The organism is Xanthomonas sp. NCPPB 4037, from assembly GCF_041475695.2.
Lineage (GTDB): Bacteria > Pseudomonadota > Gammaproteobacteria > Xanthomonadales > Xanthomonadaceae > Xanthomonas > Xanthomonas campestris.
Map to the genome: position 1 here is coordinate 3,781,781 of NZ_CM191261.1, position 26,883 is coordinate 3,808,663.

The window sequence follows — 26,883 nt, forward strand, 5'->3', positions numbered from 1 at the left end:
GCGGCTGTGCGGCGCGCACGAAGCGGCGATAATGCGCCAATGGATGCACCCAAGCCCTGGCACCTCTATCTGCTGCTCTGTCGCAATGGCAGCTACTACGCCGGGATCACCAACGATCTGGAGCGGCGCTTCCAGGCGCATCTGCGTGGCACCGGCGCCCGCTACACACGTGCGAACCCGCCACTGCAGGTGCTGGCCAGCCAGACCTATCCGGACCGGGCCGCCGCCTCCCGCGCGGAGTGGTTGCTCAAGCAGCAGCCGCGCGCACGCAAGCTGGCCTGGTTGCAGGCACAGGGGGTGCTGCCCGCCGGGTCACGGCCCGACGACACGCCGCTCACGCCCGCCTAGCCGTCGATTGCCTAGCCTGCCCTGCCCTCTCCTGGAGCAGCGCATGCACTACCAGCTCTATTACTGGACCGGCTTGCAGGGCCGCGGCGAATTCGTCCGCCTGGCCCTGGAAGACGCCGGTGCCGCCTACACCGATGTGGCCCGCGTCGAAGGCGACGAGGTCATGAACACATTCCTGGACGGCAGCGCAGACGGTGCGCGCCCGTTTGCACCGCCCTTCCTCAAGGCCGGCCGCACGGTCGTGGCACAGGTGGCAGCGATCTTGCATTTCCTCGGGCCGCAGCTGCAGCTGGTGCCGGAATCAGAAGCCCGCCGCCTGCAGGCGCTGCAGTTGCAGATGACATCGCCGACCTGGTGGCCGAGGTGCACGACACGCACCACCCGATCGCCAGCATGCAGTATTACGAAGACCAGAAAGACGCCGCCAAGCAACGCGCCAAGGACCTGCGCGAGAATCGGCTGCCGAAGTTCCTGGGCTACTTCGAGCAGGTGTTGCAACACGCCGGCGGCAACCACATCCTGCGCGAGCACTCGTATGTGGATCTGTCGTTGTTCCAGCTGGTCAGCGGCCTGGAGTACATGTTCCCCAAGCGGATGGCGACACTCGCCACCGATATTCCGGGCTTGACGGCGCTGCAGCAGCGCGTTGCGCAACGGCCGCGCATTGCAGCGTACCTAGCCTCGGAACGCCGTGTCGCCTTCAACACCAACGGCATCTTCCGGCATTACCCGAAGCTGGATGCGGCGTGATGCTGTCGCCGCGATCGCGCAGCGTTGCGCGTGTGCCTCGCTGTGTGCACATCACAGGCGCGCACTGAAGCAGGCCAGCACGCCACCGGTCGCCGCGCGCCAGCGCGTGCTGCGACCAGTGTGGCCGATGGCGGCCGTGTTTAAGCACAGGTCTTCGGCAGCGTGATCGACGCGCTGCCTACCAACACACCGCTCACCGCCCGCGCAGCACCGCCGCACGGATTCGCTGCAACTGCGCCTTCACCGCGGCCGCCTGGGTCGGGCCAAGCCGCAGCAGGGCCTTCTGCCCCACCGAAAGCGACTCCAGCGCCGGATTCGCGTAGCGGTAACGCCCGCGCTCGTCTTTCACCACCACGATCGGCTGCGCCGCTTCCGGGGTCAGCAGCAGGTGATCGATCACCGCGATCAGGCGATCGTTGAAATAGCGGTCCGGCGCGCCCAGCTCCGCATACGCCTGTTGGATCAGTGGATAGAAGCGCACATACGTGGCGACCAGCGCTTGCGCATCCAGCGCAGTGAACGCGGCCACATAGGGTGCGTAACGTGTGGCGTTGGTGGTGTCGATCACGCTGCGCCCGTCGGCCTCGGCCACCTGCAACTCACCGGGCACCGGCTGCAACACCGAGGCACGTCGGCTCATGCTGGGCTGGGTTAGGTTGTCGATCATCACTACGGCACGCTGGATCAGGTGATCGCGCAGCACGATGGCCAGCGCAGCCTCATCGGGCACCAGCGCATGCAGTGCCTCCCACGCGGCGCTATCGCTTTTCGCCAGCGGTGGAATCGCCGCATCGGCGGCATCGGCCGGGTGCGCCGGCAGCGGGTGCTGCGGCGCGCTGGGGGCAGCGGGCGCGGGCGTTGTTGGCGCCGCAGCCGCCACGGCTGTGGGCTTGGGCGTGGAAGCCGCATTGGGCGCTTCAGCAGTGCCGCGGAACAGCCACCACCCGGCACCGATCATGACCGGAATCGCCAGCAGCCACGGCCAGCGCGAAGGTCTGGATTGCATCAGGGAACTCCTAGAAATCGACAACACACCAAGGTGTGACCGTGCGATCGCGCGGTGGTTCCATCGAGTGCTGCACGCGTCCGGGCTGCTGCACGCGCATACGCCAGCCGCGAGAAATCTGCGCAGCGCAGCAACCGCCATGCGCAGCCAAGCGCGCCTGCTCAATCGTGTGAATAGGTGCCAGAGACTGCGAACGCCGCAGGGAAGCTGCAGCACACGCAGGCCACATGCGGCCTCCAAGCGCGGCAGCACGCCAGCGGTGTGCCGGTCTTCGCAAATAACAAACGAGCCTCGCGTTTACGCCTCGCCGCCAACACGTGCGTCACCGCTGGCAACGGAAGCGCGCGGCCGACCAGCGCATCCGCAACTGCCATGCCGTCGCGGTTGATCGCCGCATCAGGCCGCCGCTGCCTCAGCTATCGAAGTCCAGGCGGGCGTCCACCCAGGCAGTGACAATCGCAGCAGCCACTTGCTGCGCCTGTGCGGCCGGCAAATGCTTCTCGCGCACCAGCCAGGCAGCGGTGTCGGCACGCACCTTCGGCAGCAGTGCACGTGCGGCCTTGCGGTCGTCGGCCGGCCATGCGCTGGCCTCGCCGGTCCAGGCAGCCAACGCCTGGTCCGGATCGCCGCTATAGCGCTTGCGCAAGGCCGGCTGCAGATACAGCAATGGCGAGAGCGACGCACGCAGTGCGATGACCTCCCACTCGGCATAGCTGGCGTAGCGGATGGTGCCGGCGTCCTTGCTGATCGATTCGATCAACGACGCAAACGCGGCATCGAGCTGGGTCCAGGCCGGCAGCGCGAACAGGCCGCCCGGCGGCTCGCACAACGGCGCGAAGCTGTCGCGGGTGGAACCGTACAGCGGGCCGAACGCCTCGTACGCCGGCTCGCCAAGCGTGCTGAAAATGAAGCAATGCACATACGGGCGCGTGCTGTCGTTGCGCTCGATCCACATGCGCAACAGCGTCAGTGTCTTGTCCGGTTCCTGCACGTCAGGACCGGTGGCCTCATCGTTCAGCACCGAATCGGCAAAGCTGTCGACCTTGCGCAATGCCGCGCGCGCACTCTGAAAACGCGCCGCAGACAGCGCTGCATCGACACCCGCGGCCGGCACGAATTGATGCAGATACACCAACCACGCCGATGCCAGCGGCGTGTCGTAGGCCTGCAATTGACGCGCCGCCGCAGCCGGTGCGCTCGGGATGCTGGCAATGATGCGGTCCAGGGCCTGTTGTTGCGCGGCCAGCGCCTTGTCCAGCGCATCGGCCCTGGCACTGAGGCTGCGCTGCAGGCAGTCGTCCGGTGTGGCGTTCTGCGCGCAGGCATTGCGCTGCCGCAGCCAGGCGCGTTGCTGCTCGCGCACAGCGGCCACCGCGCTGCGCGGCGTGGTCTGCAGCAGTTCCTGATAGGACGCATCCAGGCGTTCGTCGAGCAGGCCCAGCGCCTTCAACGCACACAGGCGTTGTTCCACCGCCGTGCTTGCGCGCGCACAGTCGAACGATGCAGACCACGCGCCACCGCTGGCCAGCAACGCCGCACCGGCCAGCACCACCCGCAGCGCGTGCGCGTGCCGGTTCATGCCAGCGTCTCTTTACGTGCCGGCAGCAGCGACAGCAGCAGCAGCGTTGCCGCCAGCGCCACGTACGCACCCACGAATTGCCAGCTGATCACGCGCGCCAGGCCCTGCAGCGACCAGGGCAGATAGATGCCGCCGCGCGGGTCCACCGAGTGGATCAACCCGAACAGGGTCAGCCCGGCCGCGACCAGCAGGAACACCGCGCCGCGCCGCAGCCTGCCGTCGATCATCGCCACCACCGCCGCAATCCACAACATCGCGGTGATGATGAAGCCATTGCCCAGCGCGAAGACCACGGCCAGTTCCGGCAGGCCATGGCTGTCGACCTTGGTGGTCAGCGCCACCAGTTGCTCCGGCGCGATCCAGATCGGCGCCTTGATTGCCAGCAGGTAGGCCACCGATGGCAGAAAGCCCAGCACCATCGCACCGGCGTGCTGCTTCGGCGTGGCCTGGAAGGCCTGCGTGGTGATGTCGATCGACACGTACACGATGATCGGCGCCAGCACCGCCAACGGCAGCCACTGCACCAACCCGCTGATGATGCCGAGCATGCCGCCGATGCCGACGAACAACCCGGTCAGCAGCGTGTAGCCGGTGCGTGCGCCCATGTGCTTGTAGGCTGGCTGGCCGATGTACGGCGTGGTCTGCGCCACACCGCCGCAGACGCCGGCCACCAGCGTGGCCAGTGCTTCCACCAGCAGGATGTCGCGGGTGCGGTAATCATCGCCGGCCGCACGCGCGCTTTCGCTCACGTTGATGCCGCCCACCACCATCAACAGGCCAAACGGCAGCAGCAACGGCAGATACGGCAAGGTGGACGGCAAGCCATCGATAAAGCCCAGATTCGGCAGTGGCAACACCATCTGGGGCGCCACCCAGGCCGGGACCGCGAATCCAGGCGCACCCAGGCCGGCCAGCCCCAGGCCGTAGTACAGCGCTGTGCCGATCACGAAGGCCACCAGCACGCCGGGCAACTTGATCGGCAGGCGGCCCTTGGCCAGCAGCACATACAGCAACAAGCCCAGGGTGACGAAGCCGGCCACCGGCGAGCGCAGGGTTTCCAGCAGCGGCAACAAGCCCATCAGCACCAGCGCGATGCCGGCGATGGAGCCCAGCAATGCGGCGCGTGGCAGCGCGCGCGTAACCGCTTCGCCAACAAACGACAGCACCAGCTTGAGCAGCCCCATCACCACCAGCGCGGCCATGCCCAGTTTCCAGGTGGCGATCGCCGCAGCCTGCGGGTCCAGTCCCTGCGCCTTGAAGCCGGCAAACGCCGGGCCCAGCACCAATAGCGCCATGCCGATGCTGGTGGGTGCATCCAGGCCCAGCGGCATGGCGGTGACGTCATCGCGACCAGTGCGCCTGGCGAGGCGGCGCGCCATCAGGGTGTAGAGCAGGTTGCCCACCAGCACACCGAATGCGGTGCCGGGGAACATGCGGCCGTACACCACGTCGGGCGGGAACTGGAACAGGCCGATCAACGCCATCGCGATGAAGCCGAGGATGGAGAGATTGTCGACCACCAGGCCGAAGAAGCCATTGAGGTCGCCGGAGACGAACCAGCGCGGGGATGCCGCAGTACGCGAGGAAGGGGCCGACATGGGAGCCAGGATGCGAGGGGACAGGCGATGGTAGCCGCTGCCCCGCATGCGCGACAGCGGCGCGGTAGATCAGAGCGTGCTGCTGCAGCGCCGCCGCTGAGGACCGCCAGCGGCAGCATCCCGATGCACGCGATGACTCAGGGCAGGGCCTGGTCGGCACGGATCCAGCCAGTGCTCTCCGCATGGCCGGCACTGCGAAACCGCACCTGCAGGCGGGTCTGGTCCGCGCTCACGTCCAGCGCCTCGAGGCGATCGCCCTTGATCAGATAGCGCCGCGTGGTGGTCGCGGTGGGCGTGGCATACAGCGGCAAGCGTGGCACCTGCACCTGAAATGTGGCAGGCCGGGGTGCTTCCAGGCTCTGGCCAATCTCCGTGCCGATCACCCCGCCCTGCGCATCGAAGCGCGGCCACACCGAAAACGGCATGCCCTCTTCGGTACCCGGGCCCAGCACGTCCAGGATCACCTGCGCGGCAATTGGCTGCTGGGTGGTGGATACATACAGGCGCCCAGCGGCGTCATAGCGGTATACGTCCGCGTACCACATCGGCCCGCTACGGCAGGAGCTGCTCAGGCTGCGCTGTTGCGGGTCCGGGGTGAGATTCCAGAACCCTGCGCATTGCACCTGCGGGCGCGTGGGCGCGGTCAGCAGGCGAAACTGCCGCTGCGCCGGGTCATACAGGAACACCCGCGTGGCTTCGTTGACCTGCCCGAGCATCACGGTCACTGCCAGATCCGGATGGCCATCGAAGTTGTAATCGTCGCTGCGCACGCTGCCGGTGGCTTCGCCGTCGTCCAGGTCCGCGTCCAGCCACTGCTGCTGGCCGCCGGGCGCCAGCACCACATGCAGGCGCGTGCCGACCAGGCTGGCAGTGGCGCGGGTGTGCGCATCGAGCGTCAGTTGCACGTGGGTGTCGCGTGCCGACGCGGCGCACGTGAGCAGCGCGGCTGCGGCGAGCACACTGCTGCTCGCCACGGTGCGGAGGTGTGGCGCCTGCCAGCGGCGGCGCATGCGGCTGCCCGCAGGGATCCGGCTCAGAACGACACGTCCACCGGCTGCCGCGCCCACAACACCGACTGGTGACCGGTGGCCTGCTTCCACGCCAGGCGGATCGCCTCGATGTCATTGCGCCGCTGCGGGCTGTCTTCGTGCAGGATCACCAGCACCTTGGTGCCGAGCCGGTTCGGTTCCTTGGCGCCGCGGAACAGCCACTGGCCGTAGGCGTCGAACACGGTGAGCCCGTCCGGAAAGCGCGGGGTCACTTCCTTGTCCAAAAACGCGCGCCACTGCGCGTCGCTGATGGTGCGGGTCTGCGGGCGGTCGGCCGGGCCGGTTTCCTCGCCCACTCCAAAATACAGCTCGCTCCGCACCCAGCCCCGCGCTGCCGCCGGGCGCGCGGCGTCGCCCTGCAGGCTGGCGGTGGTGGAGGCCGGCGCGTGCCCCGGCGTGGTGGCGCAGGCAGACAACGCCAACACGGCGGCGAACAGGCAGGACGGCAACAACTTCATCGATCTCTCCAGGCGGGGGCCGGCTCATGCAGGCGGGATATCAGCTCATGCCGGCGCGGGGGCACTGTGCCATCTCGCGCCGGCCTGAACAACACGATAATATCTCTCCATCCGGATGGAAGTGGAACACTCCCGGTCCCCACCTTGCACGCCAGCGCGGCCGGATGCCGACGCGCGGCGGCCTGCCGTATTTCAGGAGACAGCATGACCCGCCCCACCCTTTCGGTTATCGGCCTGGCCGTGGCCGCCGTCCTCAGCGCCAACGCCCAGGCCCAGCAAGCCGCGCCCGGCGCCACCACGCTGGACACGGTGATCGTCACCGGCACCCGTGCAAGCGACCGCACCGTGCTCGAATCCACGGTGCCGGTGGACGTGCTCACCGCCGAGGACATCCGCAAGGCCGGCGTGGTCAACGGTGAACTGGGCAGCGCGCTGCAGGCGCTGCTGCCCTCGTTCAACTTCCCGCGCCAGTCCAACTCCGGTGGCGCCGACCATATCCGCGCCGCACAGCTGCGCGGGCTCTCGCCCGACCAGGTGCTGGTGCTGGTCAACGGCAAGCGCCGCCACACCTCTGCACTGGTCAACACCGACAGCAAGATCGGCAAGGGCACCACGCCGGTGGATTTCAATTCCATCCCGATCAACGCCATCAAGCGCATCGAAGTGCTGCGCGACGGCGCCGGCGCGCAATACGGCTCCGATGCCATCGCCGGGGTCATCAACGTGATCCTGGACGACAACCCCGAGCGCGGTGAACTGGAAGCCAGCTTCGGTGCGTACAACACCGATGTGGAGCCGATCAATCGGCGCATCACCGATGGCCAGACCAGCTATGCCAGCGCCAAGGTCGGCACGCTGCTGGGCGATGACGGTGGCTTCTTCAAGGTGGGCCTGGAGCTGAAGAACCGCGAGGCGACCAACCGCGCCGGGTTCGATCAGATTCCGCCGTTCGAAGAACAGACCCCCGCCAACCTGGCCCTGGCCGGCCAGCGCAATTACGTGCTCGGCGATGGCGCCACCAAGGGCCTGAACGCCTGGCTCAACACCAAGATTCCGTTCAGTGCCACCGGCGAGTTCTACGCCTTCGGTACCTACAACCAGCGCGACACCGAAGGCGCCAATTACTTCCGTTACCCGGACAGCAGCGCCAACTGGCGCGAGATCTACCCCAACGGCTACCGCCCGATTTCCGAAGGCGAAAACCGCGACCTGCAGATCGTGGCCGGCGCCCGTGGGCAATGGGGCGACTGGGACTACGACGCCAGCCTGGATTACGGCCGCAACGACTTCACCTACCGGCTGCGCAACTCGCTCAACGCCTCGCTCGGGCCGGGCAGCACCACGCGCTTCAAGACCGGTGATTTCGCCTTTGCGCAGACCTTGGGCAATTTCGATTTGACCCGCGTGTTCGATGCGGCCGGTGCCACCCACACCTTCGGCACCGGCGCCGAATTCCGCCGTGAGCAGTACCGCACGCATGCCGGCGACCCGGCCAGCTACGCGGCCGGCCCGTTCACCGATCGCCCCACCGGCTCGCAGGCCGGCGGCGGGCTCACCCCGCAGGACGAGGCCGATCTGTCGCGCAATGTGGCCAGCGTCTACGCCAACGTGTCCAGCCAGTTCGGCGACAAGTTCTCCACCGACCTGGCCGGCCGCTACGAGCACTACCAGGATTTCGGCAGCCAATGGACCGGCAAGCTGGCTGCACGCTACGCGTTCGCGCCGGCATTCGCGCTGCGCGGTGCGGTCTCCAACAACGTGCGTGCGCCCTCGCTGAGCCAGATCGGCTACGAAGCTACCTCCACCGGCTACGATGCCGCGGGCCGCCTGACCCAGGGCCGCCTGCTGTCGGTCAACAACCCGATCGCCCGCGCGCTCGGTGCCACCGATCTGAAGCCGGAAAAGTCGATCAACGCCAGCCTGGGTTTCACCAGCAAGCTGGGCGATCACTTCGACCTGTCGCTGGACTTTTTCCAGATCGACATCGACGACCGCATCGCGCTGTCCGAAGACATCACCGGCAGCAGCCTCACCGATTTCGTGCAGCAGAACTTCGGCGTCACCGGCGTGCAGAGTGCCAGCTACTTCCTCAACGCCGCCGACACCCGCACCCGCGGCGCCGAGCTGGTCGCCAACTGGCGCCAGTACGCCTTCGGCGGCGATCTGCTGCTGACCGGCACCTACAGCTACGCCAAGACCGAGTTGAAGAACGTCATCGCCACGCCGTCGCAATTGCTGGCGCTGGATCCGGACTACGTGCTGTTCGGCGTGGAAGAGAGCAACACGCTCACCGATGCAGCCCCGCGCACCCGCGCCTCGCTCGCCGCCAACTGGAGCAACGAGCACTGGAACCTGCAGAGCCGCGTCAACCGCTACGGCAGCGCCACCCGCGTGTTCGACTTCGGTGACGGCTTCGTGCCGCGCCAGACCTACGGCGCGGAATGGCAGCTGGACCTGGAAGCCGAATACCGCCTGGGCACGCAATGGACGCTGGCGATCGGCGGCCAGAACATCCTGGACAACTACTCGGACCGCTCCATCGACGACATCGCCTACTTCGGCAACCTGCCCTACGACGTGCTTTCGCCGATCGGCAGCAATGGCGCGTACTGGTATGGACGGGTGCGGTATAGCTTCTGAGCAACCGCGAAGAGCTTGAAAACCGCTCTCCCTCAGAGAGACTGCTTCAGCCCCTCTCCTACGGGAGAGGGGTTGGGGTGAGGGTACGAAGCGAAGCCCTCGTGGCGTTCCAACTGCACGAGGCTTTGCCCGTACCCTCATCCGCCCCTGCGGGGCACCTTCTCCCGAGGGGAGAAGGGAAACACCGAGGCTACCGCTTTAGCCCCTCTCCTGCGGGAGAGGGGTTGGGGTGAGGGTACGGAGCGAAGCCTTCATGTCGTTCAAACTGCATGAGGCTTTGCCCGTACCCTCATCCGCCCCTGCGGGGCACCTTCTCCCGAGGGGAGAAGACACAGCGTCCGCCGTTCCATAACCTGAATCTCACACCTGAGTGCGCACACTAGGCGCATGGCAGACGTGCATTCCCCCCTTCCGTCGCCGCCATTGCTGGACGATGCCTGCGCATTGTTCCTGGACGTGGACGGCACCCTGATCGACTTTGCCGACAGCCCCGAGGCTGTGCGGCTCTTGCCCGAGGTCCGCGCGGCGATCGAGCGTCTGAGCGATCGCCTCAACGGCGCAGTGGCTCTGGTCAGCGGCAGACCGCTGTCGCAACTGGACGCCTTGTTCGCACCGATGCTGCTACCAGCCGCCGGCCTGCACGGACATGAACTCCGCAGCGATATCGCTGCACGCGCCGCGATGCCGCAAGACACGTCCGAGTGGTTGCACGGCTTGCATAAACGCGCCGCTGCACTCACGCATCAACATCCTGGCGTGATGGTCGAAGACAAAGGCGTCAGCGTCGCGCTGCATTGGCGCGCGCAACCACTTGCCGGCCCCGACGTACTCGCCTTCGCACAACAGGAAATCGCGGCGCTGTCTGGTTACCGCCTGCAGCCCGGCGATCACGTCGTTGAATTTGTTCCCGAAGGCAGCAACAAGGGCCTGGCGGTCGAGCAGCTGATGCAGCAGCCGGCATTTGCGGGCCGCACGCCGGTATTTGTCGGCGACGATCTCACCGACGAATTCGGTTTCCAGGCGGCCAATCGCCTCGGCGGCTGGAGCGTGCTGGTCGGCGACCGCGCCCAGACCGACGCACGCTTTCGCGTGCCGGGCACCGCCGCCGTGCATGCCTGGTTGCAGCGCAACGCGCACACCGCGTGAGCGCGTTACGCGCTCCCCATCGTTTTTCCCCCAGGACGTTACGCATTTCATGACCGAGTCTTCTCTGGATCTGGGCGTCATCGGCAATTGCAGTTTTGGTGCACTGGTGGACCGCCAGGCACGCGTGGTGTGGAGCTGCCTGCCGGCGTTCGACGGTGACCCTGCGTTTTGCTCGCTGCTCTCGCCCAAGGGCGAAGGTGGCGACTTCGCGGTGGAACTCGAGGATTTCGAGAGCAGCGAACAACACTACCTGCCCAATACCGCGGTGCTGCGCACGGTGCTGCGCGACAGCAAGGGCGGCGAAGTCGAGGTGATCGACTTCGCGCCGCGCTGGCGCAACAACGGCCGCTTCTATCGGCCGGTGAGCATTATCCGGCAGATCCGCCCGTTGGCCGGCAACCCGCGCATCGTGGTGCGCGCACGCCCGCTAGCTGATTGGGGCGGACGCACGCCGGATACCACCTGGGGCAGCAACCACATCCGCTGGGTGCTGCCGGACTTCACCCTGCGCCTGACCACCGATGTGCCGGTGCGCTTTGTCCGCGATGGCCTGCCGTTCGTGCTCAGCCATCCGGTCAGCCTGGTGCTGGGCGTGGACGAATCGCTCACCCGCTCGCTCACCGGCTATGTACAGGAAGCGCAGGAACGCACCGAAGAGTACTGGCGCGAATGGGTGCGCTATCTGTCGATTCCGCTGGACTGGCAGGAAGCGGTGATCCGCAGTGCGATCACGCTCAAGCTCTGCCAGTACGAAGACAGCGGCGCAATCATCGCGGCGATGACCACTTCCATCCCGGAAGCGCCCAATACACCGCGCAACTGGGACTACCGTTATTGCTGGCTGCGCGATGCCGCCTTCGTGGTGCGTGCGCTCAATCGCCTGGGCGCCACGCGCACGATGGAGCAGTTCATCGGCTACATCTTCAACATTGCCACCACCGACGGCACCATGCAGCCGCTGTACGGCATCGGCTTCGAATCGCAGCTGGAAGAGCACGAAGTCGACACCATGGACGGCTACCGCGGCATGGGCCCGGTGCGTCGCGGCAACCTGGCCTGGATCCAGCAGCAGCACGATGTCTACGGCAGCGTGGTGCTGGCCTCCACGCAGTTGTTCTTCGACCTGCGCCTGAAAGATCAAGGCGACGCGTCCACGTTCCGCAAGCTCGAACCCTTGGGCGAGCGTGCCTTCGCTCTGCACAACGTTCCCGATGCGGGCCTGTGGGAATTCCGCGGCCGCGCCGAGGTGCATACCTATACCGCGGCGATGTGCTGGGCGGCTTGCGACCGGTTGTCGAAGATCGCCGAACGGCTCGCGCTGGACGATCGCAGCGTGTACTGGCGCGAGCGCGCCGACACCATCAGCGAGCGCGTGCTGGCCGAGGCGTGGAGCGACGAACACGGCCATTTCACCGACACCCTGGGTGGCCATCGCCTGGACGCCTCGCTATTGCTGCTGGCCGACATCGGCATCGTGGCCAACGACGACCCGCGCTTCGTGCACACGGTCGAGGCTGTCGGGCGCGTGCTCAAGCATGGCGACGCGCTATACCGCTACATCGCACCGGATGACTTCGGTGAGCCGGAAACCAGCTTCACTATCTGCACGTTCTGGTACATCGATGCACTGGCCGCGATCGGGCGCAAGGACGAGGCGCGTGAATTGTTCGAGCGCATCCTTTCGCGCCGTAATCACCTCGGCTTGCTCTCTGAAGACCTATCGTTTGAAAACGGCGAAGCCTGGGGCAATTTCCCCCAGACCTATTCGCATGTGGGCTTGATCATTGCAGCAATGCGCTTGTCGCGGAGTTGGCAGGAGGCGTCATGAGTCGTCTGGTGGTGGTATCCAATCGTGTGGCCGTGCCTGGCGAAAGCCGGGCCGGCGGCCTGGCAGTTGGCTTGTTGGCGGCGCTGAAGGAGCGCGGCGGGGTGTGGTTCGGCTGGAGCGGCAAGACCGTGCGCGGCGACAGCGGCGGCATGCACGAGCAGACCGATGGTGACATCAAGTTCGTCACCATGGACCTCAACAAGCGCGACATCGATTCCTACTACAACGGCTTTGCCAACCGCACGCTATGGCCGCTGCTGCACTTTCGCCTGGATCTGGTCGATTACGACCGCGCCACGCGCGAAGGCTATATGCGCGTCAATCGCCTGTTCGCCGAAAAGCTGGCGCCCTTGCTCAAGGACAGCGACACGCTGTGGATCCACGATTACCACATGATTCCGCTCGGAGCGATGCTGCGCGAGCTCGGTGTGGGCTGCAAGATGGGCTTCTTCCTGCATGTGCCGATGCCGTCGGCCGACCTGATGCAGGCAATGCCGGATCACGCGCGCTTGTTCAGCACGTTCTACGCGTACGACCTGGTTGGCTTCCAGACCCAGCGCGATGCCGAACGCTTCAAGGCGTATGTGCGCCTGTTCGGTGGCGGGCGCGTGCTGGAGGGCGATCTGGTGGAAGGCCCGGGTGGGCGCCGCTTCAGCGCCGCGGCGTTCCCGATCGGCATCGACACCGATCTGATTGCCAATCAGGCCAAGGCGTCGGTCTCCAAGCAGGCAGTGCGCGATCTGCGCGAAAGCCTGCGTGGGCGCCAGCTCGCCATCGGCGTGGATCGCCTGGATTATTCCAAGGGTCTGCCCGAGCGCTTCCAGGGCTTTGAGCGTTATCTGGAGCGCTACCCGGATCAATCCGGCAGCCTCACCTATCTGCAGATCGCACCGGTCTCACGCGGCGACGTCAACGAATATCGCCAGCTGCGCGGGCAGCTTGAGCAGATCGCCGGACATATCAACGGTGGTCATGCGGAGCCTGACTGGACGCCGCTGCGTTACGTCAACCAGAACTTCAGCCATGCCACATTGACCGGGTTTTATCGCGCTGCGGCCGTGGGCTTGGTGACGCCGTTGCGCGATGGCATGAATCTGGTCGCCAAGGAATTTGTGGCAGCGCAGGATCCGGAGAATCCGGGTGTGCTGGTGTTGTCGTTGCTGGCCGGTGCAGCCGATGAGATGAAAGAGGCGCTGTTGGTCAATCCGCATGATCTGGATGGTGTGGCCGATGCGATTGCGACGGCGGCGAGCATGCCGTTGGCAACGCGGGTGGAGCGTTGGCACGCGATGATGGATCACTTGCGCAAGAACAACATCAATCATTGGCGGCAGCGGTATTTGCAGGCGTTGGCCGATATCTGAGTCTGGCTGTTTCATGCGCGGTGTCGCGTTTCGCGTCACTGCGTTGATGCAATTTTCTCGCCGTCAGCGTGAGAAAGCGTTGCCTAGATGGCTGCGCGCAGGGGTTCAGCTGCTGAGTTGTTGATAGCGTCTTTCGATGCAAGGCACTTCACGGTAAAACAATGCAAGTGCAGAGCTTTCGCGCCTGCGGCGCGAGTTCCTTTTGTCTTGGCAAAAGGAACCAAAACCGCGGTCGCCGACGCAATCCGGTGCGGTGAAGCCGCACCGGTGCCCTGCGCTCCTCGTCACGCGCGGCACGGCGCCCAAACTCGCTACGCTCAGACAAGGGCGCCTCTTCGGCCACGCGTGACTGCGGTGCTCGGCTTGCTTTAAGGCGACTGGGTGGAGCGGGAGCAAGAGCGGAACGGCGGTGCTGCGGCAGGGTCTCAGGCTCGGCAGGCGGGGGGCGACGTGTCGAGCGCACACAGAGAACTACAGCGACAGCGACAGCGACAGCGACAGCGACAGCGACAGCGAGGCTGACGGATATGAGGTGCGTGTGCGTCACCGAGGCTGATTAGAGAAATTCAAGAATCGGCACCGTCACTAGCATCAGCAATCAGCACAAGCGGCCGGTAACTTACGACTAGCAGTCAACGAATCAGCAATTCCGTTTAGTTTTTGCCTATTTCGTGTGCTTCAGGTGTGCAGGTTGGAACGATGGTTCCTATTCCGTCACGGACACGGGATAAGGATGGGTCTAAAATATTCACATGATTAGCGCCGAGGACCCTGGGAGGGGCGGCGCGTTCATATCCAGGTGCGGCCGCTTTCGCCAGTCCGCTGCCTCTCTCCCTCCACGACCTGCACCGTTTGTTTGGTGCCCGGGTCCTTCCTGATAACTCAAAATGACTGATCAATCCTCTAAACGCGGGCTCGGCACTTGGCTGTTGGTGGCCTATGCCGTGGTGCTCGCCGTGCTTGGTGCGGCGCTCGCCTATGAAGGCGGGCGCCTGGTGGCCGTTGGTGGCTCCTGGTACTACGTGCTCGCCGGTATCGCCGTGCTGGTGGCCGGTGTGCTGCTGGCACTGGGCAAACGCGCTGGCCTGTGGCTGTTTGGCGCTACGTTGGCGGCCACCATCGTGTGGGCGCTGTGGGAAGTGGGCCTGGATGGCTGGGGCCTGATCCCGCGTCTGGCCTGGATCTCGGTGCTCGGCCTGGTGTTGTTGCCGTTCTGGGGCGTGGCGCGGCGGCGCATGCAGCCGTTGTCCGGGCTCGGCTATGTCGTGGTCACCGGCGTGCTGCCGGTGCTGGGCGCAGCGCTGATCCTGTGGCCGCTGCTGGTGCCGCGCAATGTGGAACTGGCCGATGCATCCAAGCAGCCGGCCGATGCGGCAACGCCGTTCAGCCGTGGCAGCGTGCCCAGCCCGGACGGGAACGTGGCGGCCAACCACGATGCCAGTAACTGGACTGCCTACGCCGGTTCCAACCTGTCCAACCATTACACCCCCGGCGCGCAGATCACGCCGGAGAACGTCAAGGGCCTCAAGGTGGCGTGGGAATTCCATACCGGCGATCTCAAGCCGAAGGATTCCAAGCTGGGCTATGCATTCCAGAACACCCCGCTCAAGGTCGGCGACCTGCTCTACATCTGCACCCCGACCCAGAAGGTGATCGCGGTGGAGGCGGCCAACGGCAAGGAGCGCTGGCGCTTCGACCCGCAGACCAATCCGAAGGCGATGGCCGGCGTGGCCGCCACCACCTGCCGTGGTGTGTCGTACTACCAGGCGCCGGAAGGCACTGCCGAGTGCCCGACGCGGATCTTCTGGCCGATGGTCGATGGCCGCCTGGGTGCGCTGGATGCGCAGACCGGCAAGCTCTGCGCCAGCTTCGGTAACAACGGCTATGTGGACCTCAATGCCGGCACCGGCAACACCAAGCCGGGCTTCGTCGGCCCGACCTCGCCGCCGGTGGTCATGCGCGGTGTGGTGATCCAGCCCACCGGGCAGGTGCGCGATGGTCAGGAACGCGATGCGCCGTCCGGCGTGGTGCGTGGCTTCGACGCGCTCACCGGCCAGCTGCGCTGGGCCTGGGATCTGGGCAATCCGACCATCACCGCCGAACCGCCGGCTGGCCAGACCTATACCCGCTCCACCCCGAACGTGTGGTCGCTGATGGCCGCCGATGACGAGCTGGGGCTGGTGTACCTGCCCACCGGCAACGCCGCCGGCGACTTCTTCGGCAAGGGCCGTACCCCGCAGGAAGAGGAATACACCGCCTCGCTGGTGGCCGTGGATGCGGCAACCGGCAAGGAGCGCTGGCACTTCCGTACCGTCAACCACGACCTGTGGGACTACGACATCGGTCCGCAGCCGAACCTGGTTGATTGGCCGGTTGCCGGCGGTGGCACCCGCCCCGCCGTGATCCAGGCCACCAAGTCCGGCCAGGTGTTCGTGCTCGACCGCGCCACCGGCCAGCCGATCATGCCGGTCAAGCAGATTGCGGTACCGCAGGGCACCGATCATGGCGACTGGACCGCGTCCACCCAGCCGGTGTCGCCGGGCATGCCCAACACCGTGGGTGCGCCCAGCCGTGACTACGAGACCATCGTTGAGTCCGATGCCTGGGGCATGACCCCGTTCGACCAGCTCGCCTGCCGCATCGAGTTCAAGACGCTGCGGTACGAAGGCATGTTCACCCCGCCCAGCCTGCAGGGCTCGCTGTCGTTCACCGGCAACCATGGCGGCATCAACTGGGGCGGCGTCTCGGTCGACCTGCAGCGCGGCATCATGGTGATGAACAGCAATCGCCTGCCCTACACCGAGCACGTCTACCCGCGCACGGTGATGAACGAGCTGGGCGTGGTGTCGGTGTTCAACGGCAGCAGCAAGACCAAGGGCTACATGGCGCAGGAAGGCCTGGCCTATGGCGCGCGCAAGGAGCCGTGGATGTCGCCGCTCAACACGCCGTGCGTGGCACCGCCATGGGGCTACATCTCCGGCGTGGACCTGCGCACGCAGCAGGTGATCTGGCGCCGTCCGCTGGGCACCGGTTACGACCAGGGCCCGATGGGCATCCCGTCCAAGACCAAGTTCGAGATCGGCACCCCGAACAACAGCGGCTCGCTGGCCACTGCCGGCGGCGTCACCTTCATCGGTGCCAGCCTGGACAACTTCATCCGCGGCTTCGACACCCGCACCGGCAAGCAGGTCTGGGAGACCCGCGTGCCGGCGGGCCCGCAGGCCGCGCCGCTGAGCTACACCATCGATGGCAAGCAGTACATCGTTGCCGCGGTGGGTGGCCATGACCGCATGGAAACCAAGTCCGGCGACAGCGTGATTGCCTGGGCACTGCCCGACGACGCGGCCGCCAGTGCCAAATAACGTCTGAGGTTGTGCAGTGACGTTGAACCGGCCGTCGCGAGACGGCCGGTTTTTTGTGCGTGCATGAAGAGCGACGCGCTCCGAGGGGTACTTCCCGCCGAGTCGTGCGTGCGGCCGCAAGCGAATCACAGCGAGTTAGCGCACGCCATTGCCCGCGGGGCGAGCTGCGATGCGGCAGCGGCGATCGGCCCAGCCTCGCCATCGCGGGGGTTCCTGCCTGGGGTACGGAGCGCAGGCTGCACCCTTCGTCTTGAACCCCATGCACTGCCGGGCAGGCCGAAAGTTCACATTTCAATAACAAATAAATGTGCGCTTCGTCCGTAATCGCCGTGAGCGCCCACCCCTGCCCCGAGACTGAAACCGCTTCCAAATCAAGTACATCGGCATTTTTAGGGTACCGACGTGCTGATTCCGACGAACGGCGCCTTCACACCGTCATGATTCGGGCCCGGCCGCCGATACCCCATTGCAGCCACACACTGCCGGACACGCTCCCCACCCAGAACACCAGTCGGACACCAGCCTATGTTGCCTACCCTCGATGCCGCACCCGCCTCTCCTCCGCCCACCGGCCGGAACGTTGCGCGTGCCACCTGGACAGCCTGGTTGCCGGCTGCGGCGCAGGCCGCGTTGCTGATCCTGCTTGCCGTCTACGCCGCCACCGCCATGCCCGGCGGCTTCTGGCACAGCCTGGGCACGCTGCTACCGGCGCTGCTGGTGCTCGGCGCCGCCAGTGCGGGGCTGTGGTGGTGGTCGCGCCGGCGCACTGCCGCCCAGCTCGACCAGGCAGTCACCGCCATCGCCGCCATCGGCGAAGGCCGCTTCCAGCGCCTGGACGCGCGCAGCGCCAGCGGCGAACTCGCGCCGCTGCTGCGCACCCTGCAAGCCACCCAGGACAAGCTCGCCATCCGCCTCGACGTGATGGAGCAGGGCCTGCGCCACGGCCAGTTCGTGATCAAGGCGCTGGACGATCTGGACACCATGATCCGCATCGCCGATGATGACGGCCAGGTGCTGTTCGCCAACAGAAAACTGCTCAAGATGCTCAAGCTGATCGAGCCGGACGTGCAGAGCTTCCGCCCCAGCTTCCATGCCGAAGGTTTCGTCGGCGGCAGCATCGGCGACATCTATCCGGACAGCCAGGCCGCCATCGACCGCATGCGTGCGCTCACCGCCTCCAAGGCCGTGCGTGCGCCGTTCTTCGGCCGCCAGATCGACTTCGTCTACAGCCCGATCATTGCCGCCGACGGCACCAAGCTCGGCACCATCGCGCAGTGGATGGATGTCACCGCGCAGGTCAACGCCGAGCAGGCGCTGATCGAGATCATCGATGCCGCTGCCGCTGGCGATTTCAGCCGCCGCATGCAGATGGAGGGTATGGACGGCGTGCTGCTGTCGCTGGCGCAAGGCATCAACCGCATTTACGACTCGGTGGAAACGCATCTGGCCGCGTTGGCGCGCGTGATCAGCGCGTTGGCCGAGGGCGACCTCACCCAGCGCGTGGATGGCGATGCGCATGGCATCTTCGCGCGCCTGCGTGACGACACCAACCAGACCGTGATCCGCCTGACCGAAATCATTGGCGGCATCCAGACTGCGTCGGACACCATTCGCCGCGCCGCGGTGGAAATCGCCGCCGGCAACACCGATCTGTCCGAACGCACCGAGCAACAGGCCGCGAGCCTGGAAGAAACCGCAAGCTCCATGGAAGAGCTCACCTCCACCGTGAAGCAGAACGCCGACAGCGCGCAGCAGGCCAACAAGCTGGTGCTGGGCACCGGCGAAGTGGCGCAGAACGGTGGCCAGGTGATGGACGATGTGGTGTCCACCATGAGCCAGATCAGCACTGCCTCGCGCAAGATCGGCGAGATCATCGGCGTCATCGACGGCATCGCGTTCCAGACCAACATCCTGGCGCTCAACGCCGCGGTGGAAGCAGCGCGCGCCGGCGAACAGGGCCGCGGCTTCGCGGTGGTGGCCTCGGAAGTGCGCGCCCTGGCGCGACGTTCGGCCGATGCAGCCAAGGAGATCAAATCGTTGATCGCCGACTCCACCGACAAGGTGGAACTGGGCTCGGGTCTGGTGCACCGCGCCGGCGCGACCATGCGCGAGATCGTCGGCTCGGTGAAGCACGTCACCGACATCATGAGCGAGATCACCTCGGCCAGCGCCGAACAGTCCAGCGGCATCGAGCAGGTGAACCGCACCGTGGCGCAGCTGGACGAAGTGACCCAGCGCAACGCCGCCCTGGTGGAAGAAGCCACCGCCGCCGCGCGCAGCCTGGAAGAACAGGCAGTGGAACTGGCCGATGCGGTGTCCATCTTCCGCCTGCAATCAGACACCCGCGGTAGCTCGAACGTGGTACGCGGCAGTTTTGGAAGCGCGGCGGCGTAACCCCGCACACCACCCGCATTCGTAGGAGCGCGCTTGCGCGCGATGAGGCCTCGCCGGTAACGCCCCATCGCGCGCAAGCGCGCTCCTACGTCATGTGTGTCGTTAGAAAACGGCGGCCCGAAACCCTTCTGTGCGCTGTAATCGAAAGCAGCCACTGCGTGACCAGCTGCGGTGCGTGCACGCGTGTTCCAGCCGATATCGGCAGACATTGCGGACTAGGTTTTGCGCGCCTATCGACAACGCGGCGGCATCACCAAAGCGCTAGAAATCGCAACCCGCGTAGGAGCGTGCTTGCGCGCGACGTGGCCTCGCCGATAACGCCCCATCGCGCGCAAGCGCGCTCCTACCCAGCACCACATTCCACATGCGGCGGCATCAATCCAGAAACAGCGCGCGTTGCTCAGGCGTGGGCAACATGCAGTGCGTGCTGCGGCCAAACCAGCGGTAGCGGTTGCGTGCCACCACACGGTAGCCGATGTCGCGCAACGAACGCGGCACCAGGCGCAGCACTGCCGCCACGCGCCACAGGCCACCAAGCCCGCTCAGTACCCGCACGATTGCATCGGTATCGGTCCAGGCACCTGCCGCGTCCACCAGCAGGAACGACAGCGGGTCGTCCGGGTCCAGCCCGTGCTGGACCAGCAATGCGCGCCCGGCCGTGCCCTGCATGGCGGCATAGCGATAGCGCCTGCGGTGGTCGTGGCGCAACAGGAACCTGACCCAGCCATTGCACAGCAGGCACACGCCATCGAACACGATGGTGGCAGGCGGCGCGGCGTGCTCAGTGCGGTTCAAGCCAACCCTCGTAGCGAATGAATGGCCCCACCCACGGTAGATGCACGTCGACCAGGAAGCCATAGCGGCCCTCGTCGGCGTGCTCGCGGCAACGCACCTGCTCGAACCAGCGCGCCGGCAAGGGCAGCCAGCCGAATGCCCACACCCGCCGCGCCTGCCAGTACAGCGCGGTGGCATCGGCGCGCAGTGCGAACTCGAAACGCACTGCGCCCAGGTGTTCGCGCAACCATGCGCCGTGACGCCACATGCGTGAGTGCATCGGCAGGCCAGCAAAGCGCCGATGCCAGCGCTCGCCGTTCGCATCGACCAGGAACTCCACCTCCACCTGTCCGCTGTGCGGCAGGCGGCTCAGCCATGCCAGCAGCGGGACCAGCGGATGCGCACCGCGGCGCACCAGCGCACGGCCAACGAAGCGCTGCCGCTGCTGCACCGCGTGCAGCGCGCGCACCGGCGCCGGCAATTGGGCGAAGGCTGCCGCGCCCAGCACCTGCGCAAACAGCGGCGTGCTCAGGGCGCGATCCAGGCCAGCGTGGCCATGCGCCCGCTGCGGCGATCACGCCGGTGCGAAAAAAACCGCGTGTGATCGGAAATGGTGCACAGCTCGCCGCCATGGATGGCCTCGGCCGGCACGCCGGCGCTGCATAAGCGCAGCCGCGCCAACGCGTACAGATCCACCCGCCAGTGACCCGGGCGCGTGGCGACGAACGCGCTGGCTGCCTGTGGATCACGCGTCACAAACGCCTCGAAGACATCCGCGCCAATTTCGTACGCCTGCGGCCCTGCGGCCGGTCCCAGCCAGGCGACCAGCTGCGGCGGCGGGGTCCGCATTACGGCCACGCTGCGCTCCAGCATGCCGTCGGCCAGCCCGCGCCAGCCCGCATGCGCGGCCGCCACTTCGCTGCCATCGGCGGCGGCCAGCACCACCGGCAGGCAATCGGCGGTGAGGATCGCCAGCACCACGCCGGGCACGCTGGTGACGGCGGCATCGGCCACCGGCTCGTCCAGCTCCCGCAGCTGCGCGTGCGCCGCATCCACAGCACGCGGCGCGTCCACACGCACCACCTCCACCCCGTGCACCTGCCGCAGCCAATGCGGCGCGCCTGGCAAGCCCAGCGCCTGTGTCAGCAGCGCCCGGTTACGTTCCACGTTCACTGGCAGGTCCCCTTGCGGGCCGCTGCGGTTGCCGAGATTCAGGCTGTCGAACGGTGCCGGCGACACGCCCAGGCCATGCCGCAGCGTGGTCAACGCGTGGATACGCGGCGGCGCCGGCCACTGCGCCGGCAACACAAACGGCAGCACGGCGCTCACCTCAGCGCCGCGCCAACTCGGCGGCGCGAGCGCTGTCTTCGCGCAGGGCGCTCATCAGCCGCTGCAGATCTTCCGGCACCGGCGCGCTGGCGCGGATCGGCTCGCCACTGACCGGGTGCAGGAATTCCAGCGTTTCGGCATGCAGCGCCTGGCGCTTGAAGCCGCGCAGCTCGGCCACCAGTGTGTCGGTGGCGCCCTTGGGTAGCTTGAGCGCGCCGCCGTACAGCGGGTCGCCGACGATCGGCGATTTCAGATGCGCCATGTGCACGCGGATCTGATGGGTACGCCCGGTTTCCAGGCGGCATTCCAGCGCGGTGTGCGCGCGGAAGCGCTCGCGCAGACGGTAATGGGTGACGGCGTCGCGGCCGTCGTCGCGCACCGCCATCTTGAGCCGGTCACGCGGGTGGCGGTCGATCGGCGCATCGGCGGTGCCGCCGGAGACCAGCGCCCCCACCACCACCGCCAGGTACTGACGGTGCACATCGCGGGCGGAGAGCTGCTCCACCAGCGCGGTCTGCGCCTGCAGCGTGCGCGCCACCACCATCACCCCGCTGGTGTCCTTGTCCAGGCGATGTACCACGCCGGCACGCGGCACCGCGGCCAGGTTCGGGTCGCGGAACAGCAGCGCATTGACCAGGGTGCCGTCCGGGTTGCCGGCGCCCGGATGCACCACCAGGCCCGCCGGCTTGTCGATGACCAGCACCTGGTCGTCTTCGTACAACACGTTCAGCGGGATGTCCTGCGGCGCGGCGTGGGTCTGGGTTTCCAGCACCACCTGCACCTGGACGGTTTCACCGCCGCGCAAGGTGTCGCGCGGGCGGGCGGTCTCGCCGTCCAGCAGCGCATCGCCGGACTTGATCCACTCCGACAGCCGCGAGCGCGAGAATTCGGGAAACAGCTCGGCCAGCACCGCATCGAAGCGACGCCCGGCGGCGCTGTCCGGCACGACAGCCTGGCGCAGGGAGGAATCGAGGGGTTCGGAGGATTGGTCGGACATGGACGCGGGTACTCAGGCAAAAACCAAGGAATTTGGGGTCCGGGCGGCGGGAGTCAGTCGCCGGACAGGCCACTAGGCTATCATCGCCCTTTCGTTTTCCTGACGCGTCCTGCCCAGACCCCATGATCCGACGGTCCACGTTTTCCGCGCCTGCGCGCCTGATTGCCCTCATGCTGGTCATGGCGTTTGTCGTCACCGGCTGCCACCGCGGCGCCAAGGACAAGAATCCCGACGAGGGCATGCCGGTCGAGCAGCTCTACGGCAAGGGCCACGGCCTGATGGAGAAAGGCAACTGGGCCGGCGCCGAAGCCAGCTACAAGCGCCTGATCGCCCAGTACCCGTATGGCCCGTACACCGAGCAGGCGATGATCGAAACCGCCTACGCCCAGTACAAGGCCGGCAAGCACGACGACACGGTGTCCAGCGTCGACCGCTTCATCCGTACCTATCCGACGCACCGCAACATCTCGTATCTGTATTACCTGCGCGGGCTGGCCAACAGCAACCGTGACACGGTGTTCCTGCGCCGCGTGTGGTCGCTGGACCCGAGCCGCCGCGACCTGTCCTCACCGCAGCAGGCCTACAACGACTTCAACACCGTCACCGACCGCTATCCCAACAGCCGCTACGCGCCGGACGCGCGCAAGCGAATGATCGAGCTGCGCGACATCTTCGCCCAGCACGAACTGGACAACGCGCTGTATTACCTGCGCCGCGACGCCTGGGTGTCGGCTGCAGGGCGTGCCAACTACCTGCTGGAAACCTACCCGCAGAGCGCGTTCCAGTACGACGCAGTCGCCGTGCTGGCCGAGGCCTACACCCACCTGGGCAACAAGACCCTGGCCGCCGACGCGCGCCGCGTGCTGGAGCTCAACAGCCCGCAGCACCCGTGGCTGACCGGCGACTGGCCGAAGTATCCGTGGGCCGTGCGCAAGCTCAACCCGTTCGCTGGCGAGAAGTCCGCCGCCACCGGCCAGCGCAATGCACAGATGAGTCGCGATTGAGAGATCGATCGGCGATGAGATGAAAGGGGCCGCAAGGCCCCTTTTTTATTGCCGCAACGCTTTATTGCCGCAGCGCCGGGTGGAATCGCGACACGGCGCTCCCTTGGCGGGACGTGCTCGCGCGGCGACACGTTGGCACGGGCCAGCTCTAGCTGCCGTCCGTGGCGTGGTCTTCCTGGGTGTCACGCGAAGCGGATATCGCCATCGACTTCGCTGCCGTGGTCGCTCTGCGCCACCGTGTGTCCGTGTGCGGCAGCTGCATGCGCACAAGTCCTGGGCAGCAACCACGCTCGGCCCGGGCGAGCTCATACATCCCGAACCGGATCCGGGTCACATCGCCAGCGCGGGAGCCCGAGACCCGGCACCAGGTCACCGAATGGCTTAGCGAGGCTTCCTATACTCCAGGCATATGGCAGGGACGACATCCTGCCGGCGCACGCCAAGGAGGCTGTATGTCGATGTCCGGTCAGCGGATCCTGTTCGCGCTCGGGCTGCTGCTGTCCGCGGCCACCGCCCATGCCGCCCCCATCGTCTACGGCGTCAACGCCCACGACAACCGCCCCGCCTACGCCATGACGCAGGCCGAGGCCCGCTTCAAGCTGTTGGCCGCGCGCAACCTGCGCAGCTATCGCTTCGACGTGGACCCGCGCGATTACGCCACGCTCGACACGCTGGTTCCGCTCGCGCGCAAATACGGCATCACCTTGCGCCCGATGGTCTACCCGATGACCCGCGAGATCGGCTACCAGCTGGCGCGCCGCTACGCCGCCGACGTCAAGGTGTGGGAGATCGGTAACGAGCAGGATCTGGTGCGTGCCGAAGCCGATGCCAGGATCGCGGCGATGACCACGATGTACCAGGGCATGCGGCAGGCGTCCAACGAGCTGGGCGCAGGGCTGCGCTTCACCATCAATATCACCGCCTGCAATAGCGACGACCACAGTGCCAACGCGCGCTGCCCCGGCGATCGCAATGGCTCCCTCTGGTTTCTGGCCAAGGCCCGGGCGGCCGGCTTTGCGTTCGACCACATCAGCTTCCACTACTACGCGTTCCACCACGATGCGGGCTATTGGACCGACCTGTATCTGGGGCAGTTGCGCACCGCCGCGCAGACCTACAACACGCCGGTGTTCTTCAACGAACTCAACTGCGCCGAGGTGTATACCGGCAATGTCAGCGGCGGCGCCCAGGGCGATGGCGGCTGTTACGACAGCCTGGCCCAGCTGTTACGCACCGTGCGCGACCACTATGCCGACGTGGTGGCCGAGGTGAACGTCTACGAGCTGCTGGACCAGACCACCATTTCGGGCGTCGAAGGCCATTTCGGTCTGATGTACGACCTGACGCGCCCCAAGCCGACGCTGGAGCTGCTCACCGGTTTCGCCCAGCCTCCGGCGTCGGCGCCAGCGCGCACGACGCCCGGTGCCCCCGACTACTGACCCGAATAGCCATTGGTGATCGGGTAACGCCGCTCGCGCCCGAACGCGCGCCGCGACACCTTCGGCCCGGGCGCTGCCTGATGGCGCTTCCACTCGTTCAGGCGCACCAGTCGCAGCACATGCTCCACGGTGTCGGCCGCGTAGCCGGCAGCGACGATGTCATCGCGCGACTGCTCCTGGTCGACGTAGCGGTACAGGATGCCGTCGAGCACGTCGTAGGGCGGCAGCGAGTCCTGGTCGGTCTGATTGTCGCGCAGCTCCGCCGAGGGCGGGCGCGAAATCACCGCCGGCGGAATCACCGGCGCGCCGCCCACGGTGTTGCGCCATTTGGCCAGCCCAAACACCTCCGTCTTGTACAGGTCCTTGAGCGGGGCGTAGCCACCGCACATATCGCCATAGATGGTGGCGTAGCCCACTGCGTATTCGCTCTTGTTGCCGGTGGTGAGCACCAGCCCGCCGAACTTGTTGGACAACGCCATCAGGATCACGCCGCGGCTGCGCGACTGCAGGTTTTCTTCGGTGATGTCGGGCTGGGTGTCTGCGAACAGCGGCCCCAGTGCCGCGAGCAGGCCTTCGAACGCCGGCTCGATCGCGATCGTTTCGAGTTTCACGCCCAGCGCGCGGCATTGTTCTTCGGCCAGATCGTTCGACAGCCCGGCGGTGTAGCGCGACGGCAGGCGCACCGCGGTGACGTTCTCGCCCCCCAGGGCATCCACCGCCATCGCCAACACCAACGCCGAGTCGATGCCGCCGGACAGCCCCAGCCACACCTTGCGGAAGCCATTCTTGCCGCAGTAATCCTTGAGCCCGCGCACCACCGCGCGCCAGGCCAGCGCGTCCATGCTTTCGTCGCCATCGTCCACCCACACCACCGGGGTGAAGCTGCGCTCGCCGGCGGCATAGTCCACCACCAGCCACTGGTCCACGAATGCCGCCGCGGCCGGATGCACGGTGCCATCGCCGTCGGCCACGACCGAGGCGCCGTCGAACACCAGCGCATCCTGGCCACCGACAACATTGAGATAGGCAATCGCCGCCCCGCTCTCGCGGGTGCGCTCGGCCAGCAAGGCATCGCGCTGCGCATGCTTGCCGCGCTCGTACGGCGATGCGTTGGGCACCAGCACCAGTTCGGCGCCAGCCTGCACGGTCTTGGCCAGCGGCTCGGCAAACCATAGGTCTTCGCAGATCACCACGCCCACCTGCACGCCCTTGACGGTCACCACGCAGTTGTCGCCGTCCGGGTCCACGTCGAAGTAGCGGCGCTCATCGAACACCGCGTAGTTGGGCAGTTCGCGCTTGCGGTAGGTCGCTTCGATGCGCCCCTCGCGCAAGACGCTGGCGGCGTTGTAGACCACGCTGCCGGCGCTCTGCGGCCAGCCGACCACCGCCACGATGCCGCGCGTGGCTGCGGCAATCCGCGCCAGCGCCTGCTCGCAGTGGGCAAGAAACCCGGGGCGCAACAGCAGGTCTTCCGGCGGATAGCCGCTGATCGCCAATTCCGGAAACAGCACGATATCGGCTTCGAACTCGTCGCGTGCCGCAGCGATGAACTCGATGATCCGATCGGTGTTCTGCGCCACCGCGCCGACCGGAAAGTCGAACTGGGCCATGGCGATGCGAAGGGTCTGGGACATGTGGGGGCCTATGCAGATGCGACTGGAAAGCGCCACTGACCCGGTACCGCACAATCCGCGGCGCGAGCTGGCTGCCAGCGCCCATTATTCCAGAAGCACGACGGCCTGCAGGCATCTGCCTGTGCTGCGCGTGCTGTGCCTGCGATCGACCGGCGCACCGCCCTGCACTGTGCGCCGGTGATCT

Annotated in this window: 19 protein-coding genes and 1 pseudogene; 10 read left to right on the forward strand and 10 right to left on the reverse strand. The window is 66.6% G+C overall.

Annotated features, from left to right (window positions below):
• Positions 1 to 39: 39 nt before the first annotated feature.
• On the forward strand, positions 40 to 348 hold the full coding sequence (locus ACCQ01_RS16765; RefSeq protein ID WP_228431859.1) for a GIY-YIG nuclease family protein: 309 nt from the start codon (positions 40 to 42) through the stop codon (positions 346 to 348).
• A 43-nt stretch (positions 349 to 391) separates the two neighbouring features.
• A pseudogene (locus tag ACCQ01_RS16770) lies at positions 392 to 1,098 on the forward strand (glutathione S-transferase).
• Positions 1,099 to 1,291: 193 nt separating this feature from the next.
• Here ACCQ01_RS16770 and ACCQ01_RS16775 read toward each other — a convergent pair.
• The 5 genes from ACCQ01_RS16775 to ACCQ01_RS16795 all read right to left on the reverse strand — a co-directional run bounded on the left by ACCQ01_RS16775 (position 1,292) and on the right by ACCQ01_RS16795 (position 6,788).
• Entirely contained in the window at positions 1,292 to 2,104 is an 813-nt protein-coding gene (locus tag ACCQ01_RS16775) for a DUF3014 domain-containing protein (protein WP_228431858.1), read from the reverse strand.
• A gap of 412 nt (positions 2,105 to 2,516) precedes the next feature.
• Positions 2,517 to 3,683 (reverse strand): lysozyme inhibitor LprI family protein, encoded by a 1,167-nt coding sequence (locus ACCQ01_RS16780; RefSeq protein WP_228431857.1) that lies wholly within the window; start codon positions 3,681 to 3,683, stop codon positions 2,517 to 2,519.
• The gene (locus ACCQ01_RS16785) at positions 3,680 to 5,281 is read right to left on the reverse strand and encodes a hypothetical protein (RefSeq protein WP_115556602.1); all 1,602 of its coding nucleotides are present in this window, start codon (positions 5,279 to 5,281) and stop codon (positions 3,680 to 3,682) included. Before ACCQ01_RS16785 ends, ACCQ01_RS16780 begins: the two co-directional genes overlap by 4 nt.
• 137 nt (positions 5,282 to 5,418) lie before the next feature.
• The gene (locus ACCQ01_RS16790) at positions 5,419 to 6,291 is read right to left on the reverse strand and encodes an FG-GAP repeat protein (protein WP_228431856.1); all 873 of its coding nucleotides are present in this window, start codon (positions 6,289 to 6,291) and stop codon (positions 5,419 to 5,421) included.
• 23 nt (positions 6,292 to 6,314) lie between these two features.
• A complete protein-coding gene (locus ACCQ01_RS16795) occupies positions 6,315 to 6,788 on the reverse strand; it encodes a DUF3574 domain-containing protein (RefSeq protein WP_012437623.1) in 474 nt (157 codons plus the stop codon).
• Positions 6,789 to 6,992: 204 nt separating this feature from the next.
• On the opposite strand from ACCQ01_RS16795, the gene ACCQ01_RS16800 reads away from it, so the two are divergent.
• From ACCQ01_RS16800 to ACCQ01_RS16825, 6 genes are all read left to right on the forward strand, one after another.
• Entirely contained in the window at positions 6,993 to 9,428 is a 2,436-nt protein-coding gene (locus ACCQ01_RS16800; protein ID WP_228431855.1) for a TonB-dependent receptor plug domain-containing protein, read from the forward strand.
• A gap of 387 nt (positions 9,429 to 9,815) precedes the next feature.
• The gene (gene otsB, locus ACCQ01_RS16805) at positions 9,816 to 10,574 is read left to right on the forward strand and encodes a trehalose-phosphatase (protein ID WP_228431854.1); all 759 of its coding nucleotides are present in this window, start codon (positions 9,816 to 9,818) and stop codon (positions 10,572 to 10,574) included.
• A gap of 49 nt (positions 10,575 to 10,623) precedes the next feature.
• Positions 10,624 to 12,402, forward strand: coding sequence for a glycoside hydrolase family 15 protein (locus ACCQ01_RS16810; RefSeq protein WP_228431853.1), 1,779 nt, complete (start codon positions 10,624 to 10,626; stop codon positions 12,400 to 12,402).
• Entirely contained in the window at positions 12,399 to 13,766 is a 1,368-nt protein-coding gene (gene otsA / locus ACCQ01_RS16815) for an alpha,alpha-trehalose-phosphate synthase (UDP-forming) (protein WP_014508687.1), read from the forward strand. Before ACCQ01_RS16810 ends, otsA begins: the two co-directional genes overlap by 4 nt.
• Positions 13,767 to 14,692: 926 nt before the next feature.
• The gene (locus tag ACCQ01_RS16820) at positions 14,693 to 17,128 is read left to right on the forward strand and encodes a glucose/quinate/shikimate family membrane-bound PQQ-dependent dehydrogenase (protein ID WP_228432053.1); all 2,436 of its coding nucleotides are present in this window, start codon (positions 14,693 to 14,695) and stop codon (positions 17,126 to 17,128) included.
• Between the two features lie 525 nt (positions 17,129 to 17,653).
• Positions 17,654 to 19,522: a methyl-accepting chemotaxis protein gene (locus tag ACCQ01_RS16825; RefSeq protein ID WP_115540874.1), complete on the forward strand. Its 1,869-nt coding sequence runs from the start codon at positions 17,654 to 17,656 to the stop codon at positions 19,520 to 19,522.
• A gap of 375 nt (positions 19,523 to 19,897) precedes the next feature.
• Here ACCQ01_RS16825 and ACCQ01_RS16830 read toward each other — a convergent pair whose 3' ends face one another.
• From ACCQ01_RS16830 to rluD, 4 genes are read right to left on the reverse strand one after another with little or no spacing between them, the layout of a single operon-like run.
• Positions 19,898 to 20,317: a thiol-disulfide oxidoreductase DCC family protein gene (locus tag ACCQ01_RS16830; protein ID WP_011038200.1), complete on the reverse strand. Its 420-nt coding sequence runs from the start codon at positions 20,315 to 20,317 to the stop codon at positions 19,898 to 19,900.
• A complete protein-coding gene (locus ACCQ01_RS16835) occupies positions 20,304 to 20,804 on the reverse strand; it encodes a DUF4166 domain-containing protein (RefSeq protein ID WP_228431852.1) in 501 nt (166 codons plus the stop codon). Before ACCQ01_RS16835 ends, ACCQ01_RS16830 begins: the two co-directional genes overlap by 14 nt.
• 20 nt (positions 20,805 to 20,824) lie before the next feature.
• Complete coding sequence (gene pgeF, locus ACCQ01_RS16840) at positions 20,825 to 21,625, reverse strand: peptidoglycan editing factor PgeF (protein WP_228431851.1); 801 nt, start codon at positions 21,623 to 21,625, stop codon at positions 20,825 to 20,827.
• 1 nt (position 21,626) lies between these two features.
• Entirely contained in the window at positions 21,627 to 22,622 is a 996-nt protein-coding gene (gene rluD / locus ACCQ01_RS16845) for a 23S rRNA pseudouridine(1911/1915/1917) synthase RluD (RefSeq protein ID WP_076038496.1), read from the reverse strand.
• A gap of 122 nt (positions 22,623 to 22,744) precedes the next feature.
• On the opposite strand from rluD, the gene ACCQ01_RS16850 reads away from it, so the two are divergent.
• On the forward strand, positions 22,745 to 23,626 hold the full coding sequence (locus ACCQ01_RS16850) for an outer membrane protein assembly factor BamD (RefSeq protein ID WP_011038204.1): 882 nt from the start codon (positions 22,745 to 22,747) through the stop codon (positions 23,624 to 23,626).
• A 452-nt stretch (positions 23,627 to 24,078) separates the two neighbouring features.
• Positions 24,079 to 25,065: a hypothetical protein gene (locus ACCQ01_RS16855; protein ID WP_228431850.1), complete on the forward strand. Its 987-nt coding sequence runs from the start codon at positions 24,079 to 24,081 to the stop codon at positions 25,063 to 25,065.
• Here ACCQ01_RS16855 and ACCQ01_RS16860 read toward each other — a convergent pair.
• On the reverse strand, positions 25,059 to 26,699 hold the full coding sequence (locus ACCQ01_RS16860) for an NAD+ synthase (RefSeq protein ID WP_115540879.1): 1,641 nt from the start codon (positions 26,697 to 26,699) through the stop codon (positions 25,059 to 25,061). The genes ACCQ01_RS16855 and ACCQ01_RS16860 overlap by 7 nt on opposite strands.
• Between the last annotated feature and the right edge of the window lie 184 nt (positions 26,700 to 26,883).